Raw genomic sequence first — 14,788 nt, forward strand, 5'->3', positions numbered from 1 at the left:
GACGGCTAAATTAGTAACTCATCCGACCACATAACAATAATTTTACATTGGAAGCCATTATGAGCCGCTATCCGTCGCTTTTCGCCCCGCTTGAGCTGGGCTTCACTACCCTCAAAAACCGCGTGTTGATGGGCTCCATGCATACCGGTCTGGAAGAACTGCCCGACGGCGCGCAACGGTTAGCGGCCTTTTACGCCGAGCGCGCGCGGCACGGCGTGGCGCTGATCGTCACCGGCGGCATCGCGCCCGCCCCGTCCGGGGTGACCATGGCCGGCGGCGCGGTACTCAACGATGCCAGCCATCTGGCGCATCATCGCCAGATCACCGACGCGGTACATCAGGAAGGCGGTAAAATCGCCCTGCAGATCCTGCACACCGGGCGCTACAGCTACCAGCCCGCGCTGGTCGCCCCCTCTCCTCTGCAGGCGCCGATTAACCGGTTCACCCCTCATGAGCTGAGCCACGACGAGATCCTCACGCTGATCGATGATTTTGCCCACTGCGCCCAGCTGGCGCGGGAAGCAGGCTATGACGGCGTGGAGGTGATGGGCTCTGAGGGCTATCTGATTAACGAATTCCTCGCCGCGCGCACTAACCAGCGCAACGATCAATGGGGCGGCGATTACGCGCGCCGGATGCGTTTCGCCGTTGAAGTAGTCAAGGCCGTGCGCCAGCGCGCCGGTCACGATTTCATTATCATCTACCGTCTGTCGATGCTCGATCTGGTTAACGACGGCAGCACGCTGGCGGAAGTCACCGCGCTGGCCAAAGCCATCGAGGCGGCGGGGGCGACGATCATCAACACCGGCATCGGCTGGCACGAAGCGCGCATTCCGACCATCGCCACTCCGGTACCGCGCGGCGCCTTTAGCTGGGTCACCCGCAAACTGAAGGGCGCGGTGTCGATCCCGCTGATCACCACCAACCGCATCAACGATCCGCAGGTCGCGGAGGCGATCCTCGCCCGCGGCGATGCCGACATGGTCTCAATGGCCCGCCCGTTCCTTGCCGATGCCGAATTTATGTCGAAAGCGCAGAGCGATCGCGCCGATGAGATCAACACCTGCATCGGCTGCAACCAGGCGTGTCTCGATCGGATCTTCGTCGGCAAAGTCACCTCCTGTCTGGTCAACCCGCGCGCCTGCCATGAAACCCTGATGCCGGTCCTGCCTGCCAACGCCCCTAAGCGGCTGGCGGTGGTCGGCGCCGGGCCTGCCGGTCTGGCCTTCGCGGTTAACGCCGCCGCCCGCGGTCATCACGTCACGTTGTTCGATGCCCTCCCGGAGATCGGCGGCCAGTTTAATATCGCCAAACAGATCCCCGGCAAAGAGGAGTTTCATGAAACCCTGCGCTACTACCGTAGAATGCTCGATCTTAACGGCGTCGATCTACGTCTGAACACCCGCGTCACGGCAGACGATCTGCTGGCGTTCGATGAGACGATCCTCGCCACCGGCATTGCCCCGCGCCTGCCGGCGATCGTCGGGATCGATCATCCCAAGGTGCTCAGCTACCTGGATGTCTTACGCGATAAAGCGCCGGTTGGCGCGAAGGTGGCGATAATCGGCTGCGGCGGCATCGGCTTCGACACCGCGATGTATTTAAGCCAGTCGGGGGTGGCCACCAGCCAGGATATCGGCGAGTTCTGTCGCGAATGGGGTATCGATACCAGCCTGCGGACGGCGGGCGGGCTGCATCCTGAAGGCCCGCAGCTGAGTCAAAGCCCGCGACAGATTGTGATGCTGCAGCGCAAGGCGAGCAAACCGGGCGACGGGCTCGGCAAAACCACCGGCTGGATCCACCGCGCCACGCTGCTGGCGCGCGGCGTGAAAATGATCCCGGCGGTCAGCTATGAGAAGATCGATGATGAGGGATTACACGTGACGATCGGCGGCGAGCGCCAGCTGCTGGCGGTGGATCATGTCGTGATCTGCGCCGGTCAGGAGCCGCGCCGCGAGCTGGCGGATCCGCTGCGCGCGGCGGGGAAAACGGTGCATTTGATCGGCGGCTGCGACGTGGCGGCGGAGCTGGATGCGCGCCGGGCGATTGCCCAGGGCACGAAGCTGGCCCTGGCGATTTAGCCGTGTCCCGGGGGGCGGCGCGATGCGCCTTCCCCGGGCTACCACGATAATCCCGAACGGTAGCCCGGCTAAAGCGACAGTCGGTAGCCCGGCTAAGGCGACAGTCGGTAGCCCGGCTAAGGCGACAGTCGGTAGCCCGGCTAAGGCGACAGTCGGTAGCCCGGCTAAGGCGACAGTCGGTAGCCCGGCTAAGGCGACAGTCAGTAGCCCGGCTAAGGCGACAGTCGGTAGCCCGGCTAAGGCGACAGCCGCAAGCCGGGGAAATAGCCACACGGATCAGCGCTGCTTACGCACCTTCGTCGCTTTCAAAATGACAAACTTATTGTTCGTCGCAATCGTCGTGCAATTACCAAAAGCGCGCTTCAGCTTACGGAAGTAATCGAGGTGGCGGTTGCCGACGACGTACAGCTCGCCGCCGTATTTCAGGCTGCGGCGGGCGTCGTTAAACATCTGCCAGGCGATATGGTCGGTAATGGCGTGCTGCTGGTGGAACGGCGGATTGCACAGGATCGCCGTAAAGCGGTCCGGCTCAATGCCGGAGAGCGAGTTGTTGACCATAAATTCACAACGGTCAATATCGTCCGGCAGGTTGTGCTCAACGTTCAACCGGCTGGAAGCCACCGCCATGTGCGACTCATCGGTGAACATCACGCGGGCATGGGGGTTCTGCGCCAGCGCCTGCAGGCCTATCACCCCGTTGCCGCAGCCGAGATCGGCGATCTCGCCTTCTAAATCAGACGGTAAATGCTGCAGGAAGAAGCGCGCGCCGATATCCAGACCGCTGCGGGCAAAGACGTTGGCATGGTTGTGGATGGTCCACGGCGTGCCGTCCAGCTTCCAGCTGTAGGTTTGCGGCGCATCGGCAAGCTCAGGGGCGGTGAAAACGCAGTGGATCAGACGCGCTTTTTTCCACGCCAGCGAGGTGGTGGTGGTGCCGAGGATTTTTTCAAACAGCGCCAGCGTCGAGTTATGCACATCGCGCGCTTTCGCCGCGGCGATAATGCGGGTTTCCGGCGTCACCACTGCGCGCAGGGCGCGCAGTTGCTGTTCCAGCAGCGCCAGCTGCTTTGGCACCTTAATCAGCACCAGCGCCGGCCCGGCCGGCAGCGGGCTCAGGCTATCCTGAAAACGCACACTCTCTTCATCAATGCCGTTCATCCGCAGGTTGTGGCGGGTCGCCAGCTCGGAGATGAAGGAGTCGTTGATGCTCACCGGGTTGCGTTCCGCCAGCGCGCAGGCGAGCGCGCCGAAGCCGTCGTTGAAGATAAGCGTCAGGCCGTCGACGTCATTCACCTGTTGCAGCAGATATTCATCCGCCGCTTCCCACGCCTGAAGCGCTTCTTCTTCAGCGTTAGGTGGGAACCGCTCTAATGTGAATAACTCACCGTTTAACTCTGCCTGGCTCATCGCCTCTCCGCCTCCGGAATAGTAAAACCCGCGAGTTTATACGCAAATCCTGTCCAGTTGAAGAGAGATCGCTGATCATCGCCGCTCAGCGTAGATCGCCCTCGTCATCGGCTCGCAGCAGCGTTATCGAGGCGCGGGCGCCGGGCATCAGCTGCTGCAGATAGCCTACCAGCCGCTCTCCCGCCTCATGCAGGGCCGACAACGGCATCGCCGGCAGGCTTTCGAGAATAAACCACATCGTCTGCGCGCCGCTGTCCAGCCGGGTGCGTACGCCCTGCCGCCAGTTCCAGCGTCGGCAGGTTACGCCTATATCATCCCGCCAGATGACTTCGCCCGGCTCCGGATATTCCACCACCGGCTCTGCCGATTTTAGCGTATCGAATGGCTCATCGCCGCGGGCAATGGCCAGCCGCGGTTCGCCACGGTAGGCGGCCAGATTTTCCCCACCGACCGGGATGGCATAGCGAATGCTGATCGCGTTGTAGATATCCACCACCGGATCGATGGCCGGCAGGCTCCCCTCCTTCAGCACCCGCTTGCGCAGCGCCTGCGCCGAACAGGGGGTACGTTTCGCCTTCGCGCCGAAGGCGCTGAACACTTCATCCCATGCCGCCAGGTGCGCTTGCGCCCAGGGCACATCATCCTGCTGCACCGCCAGGCAGGCCTCGGCCAGCGCCTGTTCCGCGACGGCGGGATTGGCCACCGGCGCGCTCTCCACCACAATACTTAATGCCCGAAAGCCCGGCGCCAGGCGGCTGACCGCAGATTCGATTGACGGCGTTACGCTACGCATTCGATAATCCTGTAATGACCAATTTGTTTCATCATAGTGACCAATGAACGTAAAAGTCAATATAACGACCGATTCAGGATCTGATGTCGACCAAGTAAGTCGCGCCGTCGCCACGCGGCTGAAGGCCTACCGTAAAGCGAAAAAAATGTCGCTGGACGAGCTGTCGCGCCGGGCCAGCATCAGCAAAGGCATGCTGGTCGAGATGGAAAAAGAGGCCGCCAACCCCAGCATTGCGATCCTCTGCAAACTCGCCGCCGCGCTGGGCGTCTCGGTGGCGGATATTGTCAATGTGGCTAGCGAACCCGCGTTGCATATTATTCCCGCCGAGCAGATCCCCACCCTCTGGCAAGGCCCGCTGGGGGGCTGCGCCAGGCTCCTCGCCGGCACCGCCGGGCCGAATATGATTGAGCTGTGGCGCTGGGAGATGCAGCCCGGCGAAGCCTTTACCTCGCCCGGCCATCCGGCGACGACCTTCGAGCTGCTGCACGTGGAAGCCGGCGCGCTGACGCTGACGCTTGGCGAGACCTGCCGCACGGTGGCGGCCGGGGAATCCGCGGTGGCCCGTACCGAAACAGAGCACGGGTACCGGAATGCGGGGCCCGCGCCGCTGGTCTTTACCATGACCGTGGCTGAACTGCCCTCCTGACAGACATAATGATAAGACGATGACAAAACTCATTTATTTACAGGGCTATCCTGAATCGCTGCTGGCGCAGGTGACCACGTTAATCGAGCAAAACCGCCTTGGAGAGGTGCTGCAAAAGCGCTATCCGCATGGGCACGACGTGAACAGCGATAAAGCGCTATATCAGTACACCCAGGATTTGAAAAACCGCTTTCTGCGCGGCGCGGCGCCGATCAACAAAGTGATGTATGACAGTAAGATCCACGTGCTGAACAATGCGCTCGGCCTGCATACCGCCATTTCCCGCGTTCAGGGCGGCAAGCTGAAAGCCAAAGCGGAGATTCGCGTGGCGACGGTATTTCGCGACGCGCCGGAGGACTTTTTGCGGATGATCGTGGTCCATGAACTGGCGCATCTGAAAGAGAAGGAGCACAACAAAGCCTTCTACCAGCTGTGCTGCCATATGGAGCCGCAGTACCATCAGCTGGAGTTCGACACCCGCCTGTGGCTGACGCACCTTTCGTTAAATCGTTCTGCGTAGTCACGCACTGGTTTTGTCATGGGGGCATGATAGAGTGACGACAGGTTCCCTTTAATGGAGTTCGTCACCGTTTATGATACGTTTCGCAGTTGTTGGCACAAACTGGATCACTAAGCAGTTTGTCGATGCCGCCCATGAAACCGGCAAATATAAACTTACCGCCATCTACTCCCGCAGCCTCGAACAGGCGCAAGCCTTCGCCAATGACTATCCGGTCGAGCATCTGTTTACCTCGCTGGAGTCGCTGGCGCAAAGCGACGCCATTGACGCGGTATATATCGCCAGCCCGAACTCCCTGCACTTCCCGCAGACGCGGCTGTTCCTGAGCCACAAAAAGCACGTCATTTGCGAAAAACCGCTGGCGTCGAATCTGCAGGAGGTCGAGGCGGCCATCGCGGTGGCGAAAGCCAACAACGTGGTGCTGTTTGAAGCCTTCAAAACCGCCAGCCTGCCCAACTTTCTGCTGCTGAAGGAAACCCTCGGCAAAGTGGGTAAACTGCGTAAAGCCTTCATTAACTACTGCCAGTACTCTTCGCGCTACCAGCGCTACCTCGACGGCGAAAACCCCAACACCTTTAATCCGGCGTTCTCCAACGGGTCGATTATGGATATCGGCTTCTATTGCCTGGCGTCCGCTGTGGCGCTGTGGGGCGAACCGCGGGCCGTTCATGCCACCGCCAGCCTGCTGGACAGCGGCGTGGACGCCCAGGGCACCGTGGTGCTGAGCTACGGCGACTTCGACGTGACGCTGCATCATTCCAAGGTGAGCGACTCGGCGATCCCCAGTGAAATTCAGGGCGAAGACGGCGTATTAGTGATCGAAAAAATCTCCGAGTGCCAGAAGCTGGCGTTTGTGCCGCGCGGCGGCAAAGCCCAGGACCTGACGCAGCCGCAGCATATCAATACTATGCTGTACGAGGCGGAGACCTTCGCGCGGCTGGTGGAAACAGAGGATGTCGACCATCCGGGCCTGGCAGTGAGCCGTATCACGGCGAAACTGTCGAGCGAAATTCGTCGCCAGACCGGGGTGATGTTCCCGGCCGATACGCAGCCGCTGGCGTAAAAGAGTGTAAAGGCCCGTCTGGCCGCCATTGACGAAAACCGCCCCGTGACATATTTTGTTACGAGCAAAGGGGAGTAACTTCCTTGCCGGCCGATCGTCATTACGATGCGTGTAACACCGCATCCGGTCGCCGGGCAATTACCAAAGCCCATCGCGATGAACTTTGGTTGTTGTAAGTGAGACCTTGCCGGAAGGCGAGGTCTATGCATAAAAGCGCAGCGGCTGCCGTCTTCCGACGTCAGCCGTTTTTGTTTTTATGTAAGGAATATCAAATGAATACTGTCGGCACGCCGTTGCTATGGGGTGGATTCGCTGTCGTCGTCGCGATCATGTTGGCGATCGACCTGCTGCTTCAGGGACGACGCGGTTCGCATAGCATGACCATGAAGCAGGCCGCTGGCTGGTCTATCCTCTGGGTCACACTTTCTCTGTTGTTTAACGCCGCGTTCTGGTGGTATCTGGTGCAAACCCAGGGCCGCGCCGTCGCCGATCCGCAGGCCCTGGCCTTCCTCACCGGCTATCTGATTGAAAAAGCGCTGGCGGTCGATAACGTCTTCGTCTGGCTGATGCTGTTCAGCTACTTCGCCGTGCCGCCTGCACTGCAGCGCCGGGTGCTGGTGTATGGCGTCCTCGGGGCGATTGTTCTGCGCACCATTATGATCTTCGCCGGCAGCTGGCTTATCTCCCAGTTCGACTGGCTGCTGTACGTCTTCGGCGCCTTCCTGCTGTTTACCGGCGTGAAGATGGCGCTGGCGAAAGAGGACGATTCCGGCATCGGCGACAAACCGCTGGTGCGCTGGATCCGCAGCCATCTGCGAATGACCGATAAAATCGAGAGCGAGCGCTTCTTCACCCGTAAAAACGGGGTGCTGTTCGCCACGCCGCTGCTGCTGGTGTTGATTCTGGTCGAGCTGAGCGATGTGATATTCGCCGTCGACAGTATCCCGGCGATCTTCGCGGTCACCACCGACCCGTTTATCGTGCTGACCTCGAACCTGTTTGCCATTCTTGGCCTGCGCGCCATGTACTTCCTGCTGGCGGGGGTCGCTGAGCGCTTCTCAATGCTCAAATATGGCCTGTCGGTGATCCTGGTGTTTATTGGCGTGAAGATGCTGATCGTCGATTTCTACCATATCCCGGTCGCCATCTCGCTGGGGGTCGTGGGTGGTATCCTGACCGTCACGCTGTTGATTAACGCCTGGGTCAACAAGCAGCACGACAAGCAGCGCAAACTGCCTGAGTAACCAGCCTGGCGCGCCGTCGGCCCCCGCTGGCGGCGCGGTAATCGGCTATAGCAGATCTTTTCGTAACGATAATGCCTGCTCATGTCACAATTATGTTGCTACATAGTTAAAAAATAAGATCCAGATTAAAATCACAGTATTTTGCGCTTCCCGCCCGTCATTCTTTCCGTATACTCGACTATGCAAACATATACTTACATCCTGACATAAACGTAACAAATAATACGTGGCTGGGATGGCTTGCTACATCACTGGAAGGAATGAATTATGACCACACGCACTCCCTCATCAGGGTGGCTTTCCCGCCTGGCACAAGGCAGCCTGGTGAAACAAATTTTAGTCGGCCTGGTACTTGGCGTGCTGCTGGCGCTGGTCTCTAAGCCTGCGGCTATCGCCGTCGGCCTGCTGGGGACCCTGTTCGTCGGCGCGTTAAAAGCGGTAGCGCCGGTGCTGGTATTGATGCTCGTCATGGCCTCGATCGCCAACCATCAGCACGGACAAAAAACCAGTATCCGCCCCATTCTGTTTCTCTATCTGCTGGGCACCTTCAGCGCGGCGCTGACCGCGGTGTTGTTCAGTTTTGTCTTTCCCTCGACCCTGCACTTAACCACCGCCGCCGACAGCATCACGCCGCCGTCGGGGATTGTTGAGGTGCTGCGCGGCCTGCTAATGAGCATGGTGTCCAACCCGATCGACGCCCTGCTGAACGCCAACTATATCGGTATTCTGGTGTGGGCGGTGGGCCTTGGCTTCGCCCTGCGTCACGGTAACGACACCACTAAAAACCTGATCAACGATGTCTCCCACGCGGTGACCTTTATCGTTAAAGTGGTGATCCGCTTTGCGCCGCTTGGGATCTTCGGTCTGGTCTCTTCCACCCTGGCGACCACCGGTTTTGAAACCCTGTGGGGTTACGCCCAGCTGCTGCTGGTGCTGGTGGGCTGTATGCTGCTGGTAGCGCTGGTGATTAATCCGCTGCTGGTGTTCTGGAAGCTCCGCCGCAACCCCTATCCGCTGGTGCTGACCTGCCTGCGCGAAAGCGGCGTCTACGCGTTTTTCACCCGCAGCTCCGCCGCTAATATTCCGGTGAATATGGCGCTGTGTGAGAAGCTGAACCTGGATCGCGATACCTATTCGGTCTCCATTCCGCTGGGGGCAACTATCAATATGGCGGGCGCGGCAATCACGATCACCGTGCTGACGCTGGCGGCGGTCCATACGCTGAATATTCCGGTGGATCTGCCGACGGCGCTGTTGCTAAGCGTGGTCGCTTCGCTGTGCGCCTGCGGCGCCTCCGGCGTGGCGGGCGGTTCGCTGCTGCTGATCCCGCTGGCCTGTAATATGTTTGGTATTCCGAACGATGTGGCGATGCAGGTGGTTGCCGTCGGCTTTATTATCGGCGTGCTGCAGGATTCTTGCGAAACCGCGCTGAACTCCTCCACCGACGCCCTGTTTACCGCCGCCGCCTGCATGGCGGAAGACGACCAGCTGGCGAAAAACGCCCTGCGTAGCTAATGCCTTTCCCCTCCGCTACCGCGCGGAGGGGCTCTCTTCCTGCACCGCGTTTTCAACCCTGAACGGATCGATACCCCGCTTTTGCATCCGGCGGAAGCGAATAATGTTCAGGCCGTTGACGATCAGGAAGCTGCCTTCAATCAGCGTCCCGCCGATGGAACCCAGCCACAGGTTATGCGTCGCCCAGCAGGCGGTGGAGCACCACATCACGCAGCGGACGGTCAGCCCCTTACAGCGAAACAGCGCCCAGGTGCTGGCGACAGTGCCAATAATCGGCAGCAGCTCCATAGCATGCTGCAGCTTGCCAAGGCCGAGGATCAGCGTCAGCAGGATAAAGATCGTCATCACCCACAGGCTGCGGGTGCGTAGGGAAATGACCGTGCGGAGCGCATTAAGCCCGGCGCTCATCCCGGCAGGCGCGGCGCCCATCAGGAAGAAATGGACGCCGATAACGCCGCTATAGACCGCCAGCTGAAGCCTGAAGCGACGTTCGTCGCGGTTGATAAAGGTGGTAATGCCGATAAGAAAGGCGATGACGCCGACGCCCTGGGCCAGCCAATATGCGGTCATGAAAGCTCCCTGATAGAAAAAAACAAACGGCGCTTCACAGGCTGAAACGCCGCTGTTGCTTACCCGATGACGCTGCGCTATCAGGCCAATGCGCGATCAACGCCGCCCGGGCGCCAATATGAATGCGCCTTTACAGGGTAACACCGCTTTTAAAGATGGCCAGCTCGCGGAAGTCATTCTGCTCATTACAGGTCGGTTTGCCGTTGGCGAAAGCCACAATGGTGTCCACGAACTCCTCCAGCAGCTGCGGCATCGCTTTGCCGTGGATCAGCTGTCCGGCATCGAAGTCGATCCAGTGCTTTTTCTTTGCCGCCAGCTCGCTGTTGGTGGCGATCTTCACCGTCGGCACAAAGCCGCCGTACGGCGTGCCGCGGCCGGTGCTGAACAGCACCATATGGCAGCCGGCGCCGGCCAGCGCGCTGGTGGCGACGGCATCATTGCCCGGCGCGCTCAGCAAGTTCAGACCATGTACCTTCAGACGCTCGCCGTAGCGCAGGACATCCACCACCTGGCTGGAGCCCGCTTTCTGGGTACAGCCCAGCGACTTATCTTCGAGGGTGGTGATCCCCCCGGCCTTGTTGCCCGGCGAGGGGTTTTCGTAAATAGGCTGGTCGTGAGCGATAAAGTACTGCTTAAAGTCATTGACCATGGTCACCAGCTTGTCGAAGGTCGCTTCGTCGCGGCAGTGGCTCATCAGCAGCTGTTCGGCGCCGAACATCTCCGGCACTTCGGTCAGTACGGTGGTGCCGCCGTTGGCGATCACATAGTCTGAGAAGCGCCCCAGCATCGGGTTAGCGGTGATGCCGGACAGGCCGTCCGACCCACCGCACTCGAGGCCAAACTTCAGCTCGCTCAGCTTGCCCGGCTGACGTTTATCCTGACGCATCACGTCATACAGCTGGTGGAGATGCGCCACCCCTGCCTCCACTTCATCGTCCTGATGCTGACAAACCATAAAGTGCACGCGCTGCGGATCATACTCGCCCAGCGTTTCGCGAAAAGCATCCACCTGGTTGTTTTCACAGCCAAGGCCCACCACCAGCACCGCTCCGGCGTTCGGATGGCGGACCATATTCTGCAGCATGGTGCGGGTGTTGATGTGGTCGTCCCCGAGCTGTGAGCAACCGTAGGTATGGCTGAAGAGATGCACCCCATCGATATCTTCGGCGCCGTTCGCCTCTTTCAGAAAACGGTTCTGCATCTGACGGGCCATGGCGTTGACGCAGCCGACGGTCGGCAGGATCCATAGCTCATTGCGCACCCCGACGTCGCCATTGGCGCGACGATAAATCTGCACTTCGCGATCCGCTGGCTGCGGCGGTTGGGCAACCTGCTCAGGTTGATAGCGATACGCGTCAAGGTCGCTGAGATTGGTGCGCGTATTGTGCGCATGGACATGCTCGCCCGGCGCGATATCCGCCAGCGCATGGCCAATCGGCAACCCATACTTAACGACGTTTTCCCCTTTCGCGATAGCGCGCAGTGCAAACTTGTGTCCGCGAACGATATCCTGACCGAGGGTGACCGGGTCATTGTCGATCGTCACCACGCTACCGGCCGTCATATCCGCCAGCGCGACCGCGACGTTATCCTGCGAATGGATTTTGATGTATTGCATATCAACCGACCTCTGGTCTTAGTTCAGTTCAATGGCGAAATAGTCACGCGCATTGTTAAAGCAAATGTTTTTCACCATCTCGCCCAGCAGCGCGATATCCGCAGGCGCTTCGCCGGCGGCCACCCAACGGCCGATCATCTGGCACAGAATACGACGGAAGTATTCGTGGCGGGTGTAGGAGAGGAAGCTGCGGCTGTCGGTCAGCATCCCGACAAAGCGGCTCAGCAGGCCGAGCTGCGCCAGCTGGGTCATCTGCCGCTCCATGCCGTCTTTCTGATCGTTGAACCACCAGCCGGAGCCGAACTGCATCTTGCCCGGCATCCCTTCGCCCTGGAAGTTACCGATCATGGTGCCCAGCACTTCGTTATCGCGCGGGTTCAGGCAGTAGAGAATGGTTTTCGGCAGCAGGTTCTCTTCGTTCTGCTTGCTCAGCAGCTTAGACAGCTCTTCAGCCATCGGGCGATCGTTGATCGAGTCAAAGCCAACGTCCGGGCCTAACAGTTTGAACTGACGCAGGTTGTTATTGCGCAGCGCGCCGATGTGGTACTGCTGCACCCAGCCGCGACGGGCATACTCTGCGCCGAGGAACACCAGCACCGCGGTTTTGAACTGCGCCACTTCGCGTTCGCTGAGGGTTTCGCCAGCCAGGCGACGCGCCAGAATGGCGTCCAGCTCGGCGTCAGTCGCTTCCGCAAACAGCACCACGTCCAGGGCGTGGTCGGAGACTTTGCAACCGTGAGCGGCAAAGTGGTCCAGACGTTTGGTCAGCGCGCTTTGCAGGTCCGCAAAACGGCGAATATCGGTGTCGGACACTTCACCCAGCTTAGCCATATAGTCATTGAAGGTCGCCTGCTCGATGTTGAACGCTTTATCCGGGCGCCAGCTCGGCAACACCTTGATATCAAATGAAGTGTCTTTGGCGACAACCGCATGGTGTTCCAGGGAATCAATCGGATCGTCGGTGGTGCCGACCATCTTCACATTCATCTGCTTCATGATCCCGCGGGCGGAGAAGGCGTCCTGCGCCAGTAACGCATTGCACTGGTCCCAGATCTCATCGGCGGTGGAAGGCGACAGCAGCTTACCTGTAATACCAAATGGGCGACGCAGCTCTAAATGGGTCCAGTGGTATAACGGGTTGCCAATCGTGTGAGGCACGGTGGCTGCCCAGGCGTCAAATTTCTCGCGATCGGAGGCATCACCGGTACACAGACGCTCCGGCACGCCGTTGGTGCGCATCGCGCGCCATTTATAGTGATCGCCTTTCAGCCAGATGTCATACAGATTTTTGAAACGGTAATTTTCGGCAACCTGCTGCGGCGGAAGGTGGCAATGGTAGTCGAAAATAGGCTGATCTTTGGCGTAATCGTGGTACAGGCGGCGGGCAAATTCGCTATCGAGTAGAAAATCTTCGGTCATAAACGGTGTCATTCGTGTGTCCTCTTCGCTCCGGAGCGGGAGCCTTTCAGATGATTGACTACAATGCTGACAAAGTTATCACACCAATTTCTACAGACCGAACTGTTTTTCGTGAGTTAGATCAATAAACGCTGATAAAAAAAACCGTCTGCGCGCGGCAAACATCTCGCCAGGGCGCGCCGTATCTGGCTTTCTTCGCCAATCATAAAGACCACACTAACTTTCCCGCTTTTGTGACAGCACTCAACTTTTAAAGTTGTATGACAAGTTATCTTTCTGCCGTCGCAACATATAAACCGACGAAATGCTTTACCGGTGTTTATGGCATCGGCTTATACGGAATGGATACCGACTTTTTACATAACAACTGATGGTAAGGTTCGGGCCAGAGGGGACCGCCCTCCTGAACCCTCCGTTTCGCTTTCCTGACCGCGTATCGCCGTCAGGAGAGGCCGCACCTGGTGCGGAGAAATTACAGACGATGAGGTTTACATGCGTAAAATTAAAGGGTTACGTTGGTACATGATCGCACTGGTGACGCTGGGCACCGTGCTGGGCTACCTGACCCGTAACACCGTGGCGGCGGCCGCGCCGACGCTGATGGAAGAGTTACACATCTCGACCCAACAGTACTCCTATATCATTGCAGCCTATTCCGCTGCCTATACCGTCATGCAGCCTGTCGCAGGTTATGTCCTTGATATTCTGGGGACTAAAGTCGGCTATGCCTTCTTCGCTATCGCCTGGGCGATATTCTGCGGCTCGACCGCCCTCGCCGGCAGCTGGGGCGGACTGGCGCTGGCCCGCGGCGCGGTGGGCGCGGCGGAAGCGGCGATGATCCCCGCCGGGCTGAAAGCCAGCTCCGAATGGTTCCCGGCAAAAGAACGCTCTATCGCGGTGGGCTACTTCAACGTAGGTTCCTCTATCGGCGCCATGATCGCGCCGCCGCTGGTGGTGTGGGCGATCGTCATGCACAGCTGGCAGATGGCGTTCATTATCTCCGGGGTTCTGAGCTTCGCCTGGGCCATCGCCTGGCTGATCTTCTACAAACACCCGCGCGACCAGAAGAAATTATCTGACGAAGAACGCGACTACATCATTGGCGGCCAGGAGTCTCAACACCAGACCAATAATGCGAAGAAAATGTCGCCGTGGGAGATCCTGCGCAACCGTCAGTTCTGGGGTATCGCCCTGCCGCGCTTCCTCGCCGAGCCGGCCTGGGGGACCTTTAACGCCTGGATCCCGCTGTTCATGTTTAAGGTTTACGGCTTTAACCTGAAAGAGATCGCGATGTTCGCCTGGATGCCGATGCTGTTCGCCGACCTCGGCTGCATCGTCGGTGGATACCTGCCGCCGCTGTTCCAGCGCTGGTTCGGCGTTAACCTGATCGTGTCGCGTAAAATGGTGGTCACCATGGGCGCCCTGCTGATGATTGGCCCGGGGATGATCGGCCTGTTCACCAGCCCGTACGTGGCGATTGCCCTGCTGTGCATCGGCGGGTTTGCTCACCAGGCGCTGTCCGGGGCGCTGATTACCCTCTCTTCCGACGTCTTTGGCCGTAACGAAGTCGCTACCGCCAACGGTCTGACCGGGATGGCCGCCTGGCTGGCGAGCACCATGTTCGCCCTGGTCGTCGGCGCGCTGGCAGACACCATCGGCTTCAGCCCGCTGTTTGCGGTACTGGCGGTCTTTGACCTGCTGGGCGCGCTGGTCATCTGGACGGTGCTGAAAAACAAACCGGCTGACGATGACACGACGCCGCTTAGCAGCCGCAAACCGGCCACCCAGAGTTAGAGACGCTTATGCTGAGGTGATCGCCTGCCAAGCCGCCTTCTCAGGCGGCTTTTTCATCCCTGCCAGTGGTGGAAATCGCGTAAAAGTGGTATAACAAATCGAATATTGTCGCCATCTT

Annotated in this window: 12 protein-coding genes; 7 read left to right on the forward strand and 5 right to left on the reverse strand. The window is 59.3% G+C overall.

The window, feature by feature from the left end; all coding sequences use genetic code 11:
- The first annotated feature begins 59 nt into the window (after positions 1 to 59).
- Positions 60 to 2,081 (forward strand): NADPH-dependent 2,4-dienoyl-CoA reductase, encoded by a 2,022-nt coding sequence (locus ACOI6Z_RS08300; protein WP_065812763.1) that lies wholly within the window; start codon positions 60 to 62, stop codon positions 2,079 to 2,081.
- 276 nt (positions 2,082 to 2,357) lie between these two features.
- On the opposite strand, the gene rlmG is transcribed toward ACOI6Z_RS08300, so the two are convergent.
- Complete coding sequence (gene rlmG / locus ACOI6Z_RS08305; RefSeq protein ID WP_065812764.1) at positions 2,358 to 3,488, reverse strand: 23S rRNA (guanine(1835)-N(2))-methyltransferase RlmG; 1,131 nt, start codon at positions 3,486 to 3,488, stop codon at positions 2,358 to 2,360.
- Between the two features lie 85 nt (positions 3,489 to 3,573).
- Positions 3,574 to 4,281 carry a B3/4 domain-containing protein gene (locus ACOI6Z_RS08310; RefSeq protein WP_065812765.1) on the reverse strand — a complete coding sequence of 236 codons (708 nt, stop codon included), beginning with the start codon at positions 4,279 to 4,281 and terminating at the stop codon, positions 3,574 to 3,576.
- Between the two features lie 43 nt (positions 4,282 to 4,324).
- On the opposite strand from ACOI6Z_RS08310, the gene ACOI6Z_RS08315 reads away from it, so the two are divergent.
- The 5 genes from ACOI6Z_RS08315 (at position 4,325) to sstT (ending at position 9,269) form a co-directional block, all read left to right on the forward strand.
- Complete coding sequence (locus ACOI6Z_RS08315) at positions 4,325 to 4,927, forward strand: helix-turn-helix domain-containing protein (RefSeq protein ID WP_048335385.1); 603 nt, start codon at positions 4,325 to 4,327, stop codon at positions 4,925 to 4,927.
- Positions 4,928 to 4,946: 19 nt separating this feature from the next.
- On the forward strand, positions 4,947 to 5,447 hold the full coding sequence (locus ACOI6Z_RS08320) for a M48 family metallopeptidase (protein WP_032454156.1): 501 nt from the start codon (positions 4,947 to 4,949) through the stop codon (positions 5,445 to 5,447).
- 73 nt (positions 5,448 to 5,520) lie between these two features.
- On the forward strand, positions 5,521 to 6,510 hold the full coding sequence (locus ACOI6Z_RS08325) for a Gfo/Idh/MocA family protein (RefSeq protein WP_065812766.1): 990 nt from the start codon (positions 5,521 to 5,523) through the stop codon (positions 6,508 to 6,510).
- Positions 6,511 to 6,782: 272 nt separating this feature from the next.
- Positions 6,783 to 7,754 carry a TerC family protein gene (locus ACOI6Z_RS08330; RefSeq protein WP_004188496.1) on the forward strand — a complete coding sequence of 324 codons (972 nt, stop codon included), beginning with the start codon at positions 6,783 to 6,785 and terminating at the stop codon, positions 7,752 to 7,754.
- A gap of 267 nt (positions 7,755 to 8,021) precedes the next feature.
- Positions 8,022 to 9,269 (forward strand): serine/threonine transporter SstT, encoded by a 1,248-nt coding sequence (sstT, locus tag ACOI6Z_RS08335; protein WP_023291085.1) that lies wholly within the window; start codon positions 8,022 to 8,024, stop codon positions 9,267 to 9,269.
- Between the two features lie 15 nt (positions 9,270 to 9,284).
- Here the strand turns inward: sstT and ACOI6Z_RS08340 are convergent, their stop codons facing one another.
- The 3 genes from ACOI6Z_RS08340 to uxaC form a co-directional block, all read right to left on the reverse strand.
- On the reverse strand, positions 9,285 to 9,839 hold the full coding sequence (locus ACOI6Z_RS08340) for a YgjV family protein (protein WP_049013415.1): 555 nt from the start codon (positions 9,837 to 9,839) through the stop codon (positions 9,285 to 9,287).
- Between the two features lie 130 nt (positions 9,840 to 9,969).
- Positions 9,970 to 11,457: a UxaA family hydrolase gene (locus ACOI6Z_RS08345; protein WP_044524824.1), complete on the reverse strand. Its 1,488-nt coding sequence runs from the start codon at positions 11,455 to 11,457 to the stop codon at positions 9,970 to 9,972.
- A gap of 18 nt (positions 11,458 to 11,475) precedes the next feature.
- Positions 11,476 to 12,888, reverse strand: a complete 1,413-nt coding sequence (gene uxaC / locus ACOI6Z_RS08350; RefSeq protein WP_023291088.1) for a glucuronate isomerase — start codon at positions 12,886 to 12,888, stop codon at positions 11,476 to 11,478.
- A gap of 480 nt (positions 12,889 to 13,368) precedes the next feature.
- Here uxaC and ACOI6Z_RS08355 point away from each other — a divergent pair, with 480 nt between their 5' ends.
- Positions 13,369 to 14,670, forward strand: coding sequence for an MFS transporter (locus tag ACOI6Z_RS08355; protein ID WP_023291089.1), 1,302 nt, complete (start codon positions 13,369 to 13,371; stop codon positions 14,668 to 14,670).
- Positions 14,671 to 14,788 lie beyond the last annotated feature (118 nt).

The organism is Klebsiella sp. C239, assembly GCF_048822715.1.
In the GTDB taxonomy this organism is placed as follows: Bacteria; Pseudomonadota; Gammaproteobacteria; order Enterobacterales; family Enterobacteriaceae; genus Klebsiella; species Klebsiella quasipneumoniae.

Excerpts from the sequence above, each read along its gene's own strand:
- ACOI6Z_RS08300 (WP_065812763.1), top strand. The coding sequence starts at position 60 with ATGAGCCGCTATCCGTCGCTTTTCGCCCCGCTTGAGCTGGGCTTCACT.
- rlmG (WP_065812764.1), bottom strand. The coding sequence starts at position 3,488 with ATGAGCCAGGCAGAGTTAAACGGTGAGTTATTCACATTAGAGCGGTTC.
- ACOI6Z_RS08310 (WP_065812765.1), bottom strand. The coding sequence starts at position 4,281 with ATGCGTAGCGTAACGCCGTCAATCGAATCTGCGGTCAGCCGCCTGGCG.
- ACOI6Z_RS08315 (WP_048335385.1), top strand. The coding sequence starts at position 4,325 with ATGAACGTAAAAGTCAATATAACGACCGATTCAGGATCTGATGTCGAC.
- ACOI6Z_RS08320 (WP_032454156.1), top strand. The coding sequence starts at position 4,947 with ATGACAAAACTCATTTATTTACAGGGCTATCCTGAATCGCTGCTGGCG.
- ACOI6Z_RS08325 (WP_065812766.1), top strand. The coding sequence starts at position 5,521 with ATGATACGTTTCGCAGTTGTTGGCACAAACTGGATCACTAAGCAGTTT.
- ACOI6Z_RS08330 (WP_004188496.1), top strand. The coding sequence starts at position 6,783 with ATGAATACTGTCGGCACGCCGTTGCTATGGGGTGGATTCGCTGTCGTC.
- sstT (WP_023291085.1), top strand. The coding sequence starts at position 8,022 with ATGACCACACGCACTCCCTCATCAGGGTGGCTTTCCCGCCTGGCACAA.
- ACOI6Z_RS08340 (WP_049013415.1), bottom strand. The coding sequence starts at position 9,839 with ATGACCGCATATTGGCTGGCCCAGGGCGTCGGCGTCATCGCCTTTCTT.
- ACOI6Z_RS08345 (WP_044524824.1), bottom strand. The coding sequence starts at position 11,457 with ATGCAATACATCAAAATCCATTCGCAGGATAACGTCGCGGTCGCGCTG.
- uxaC (WP_023291088.1), bottom strand. The coding sequence starts at position 12,888 with ATGACACCGTTTATGACCGAAGATTTTCTACTCGATAGCGAATTTGCC.
- ACOI6Z_RS08355 (WP_023291089.1), top strand. The coding sequence starts at position 13,369 with ATGCGTAAAATTAAAGGGTTACGTTGGTACATGATCGCACTGGTGACG.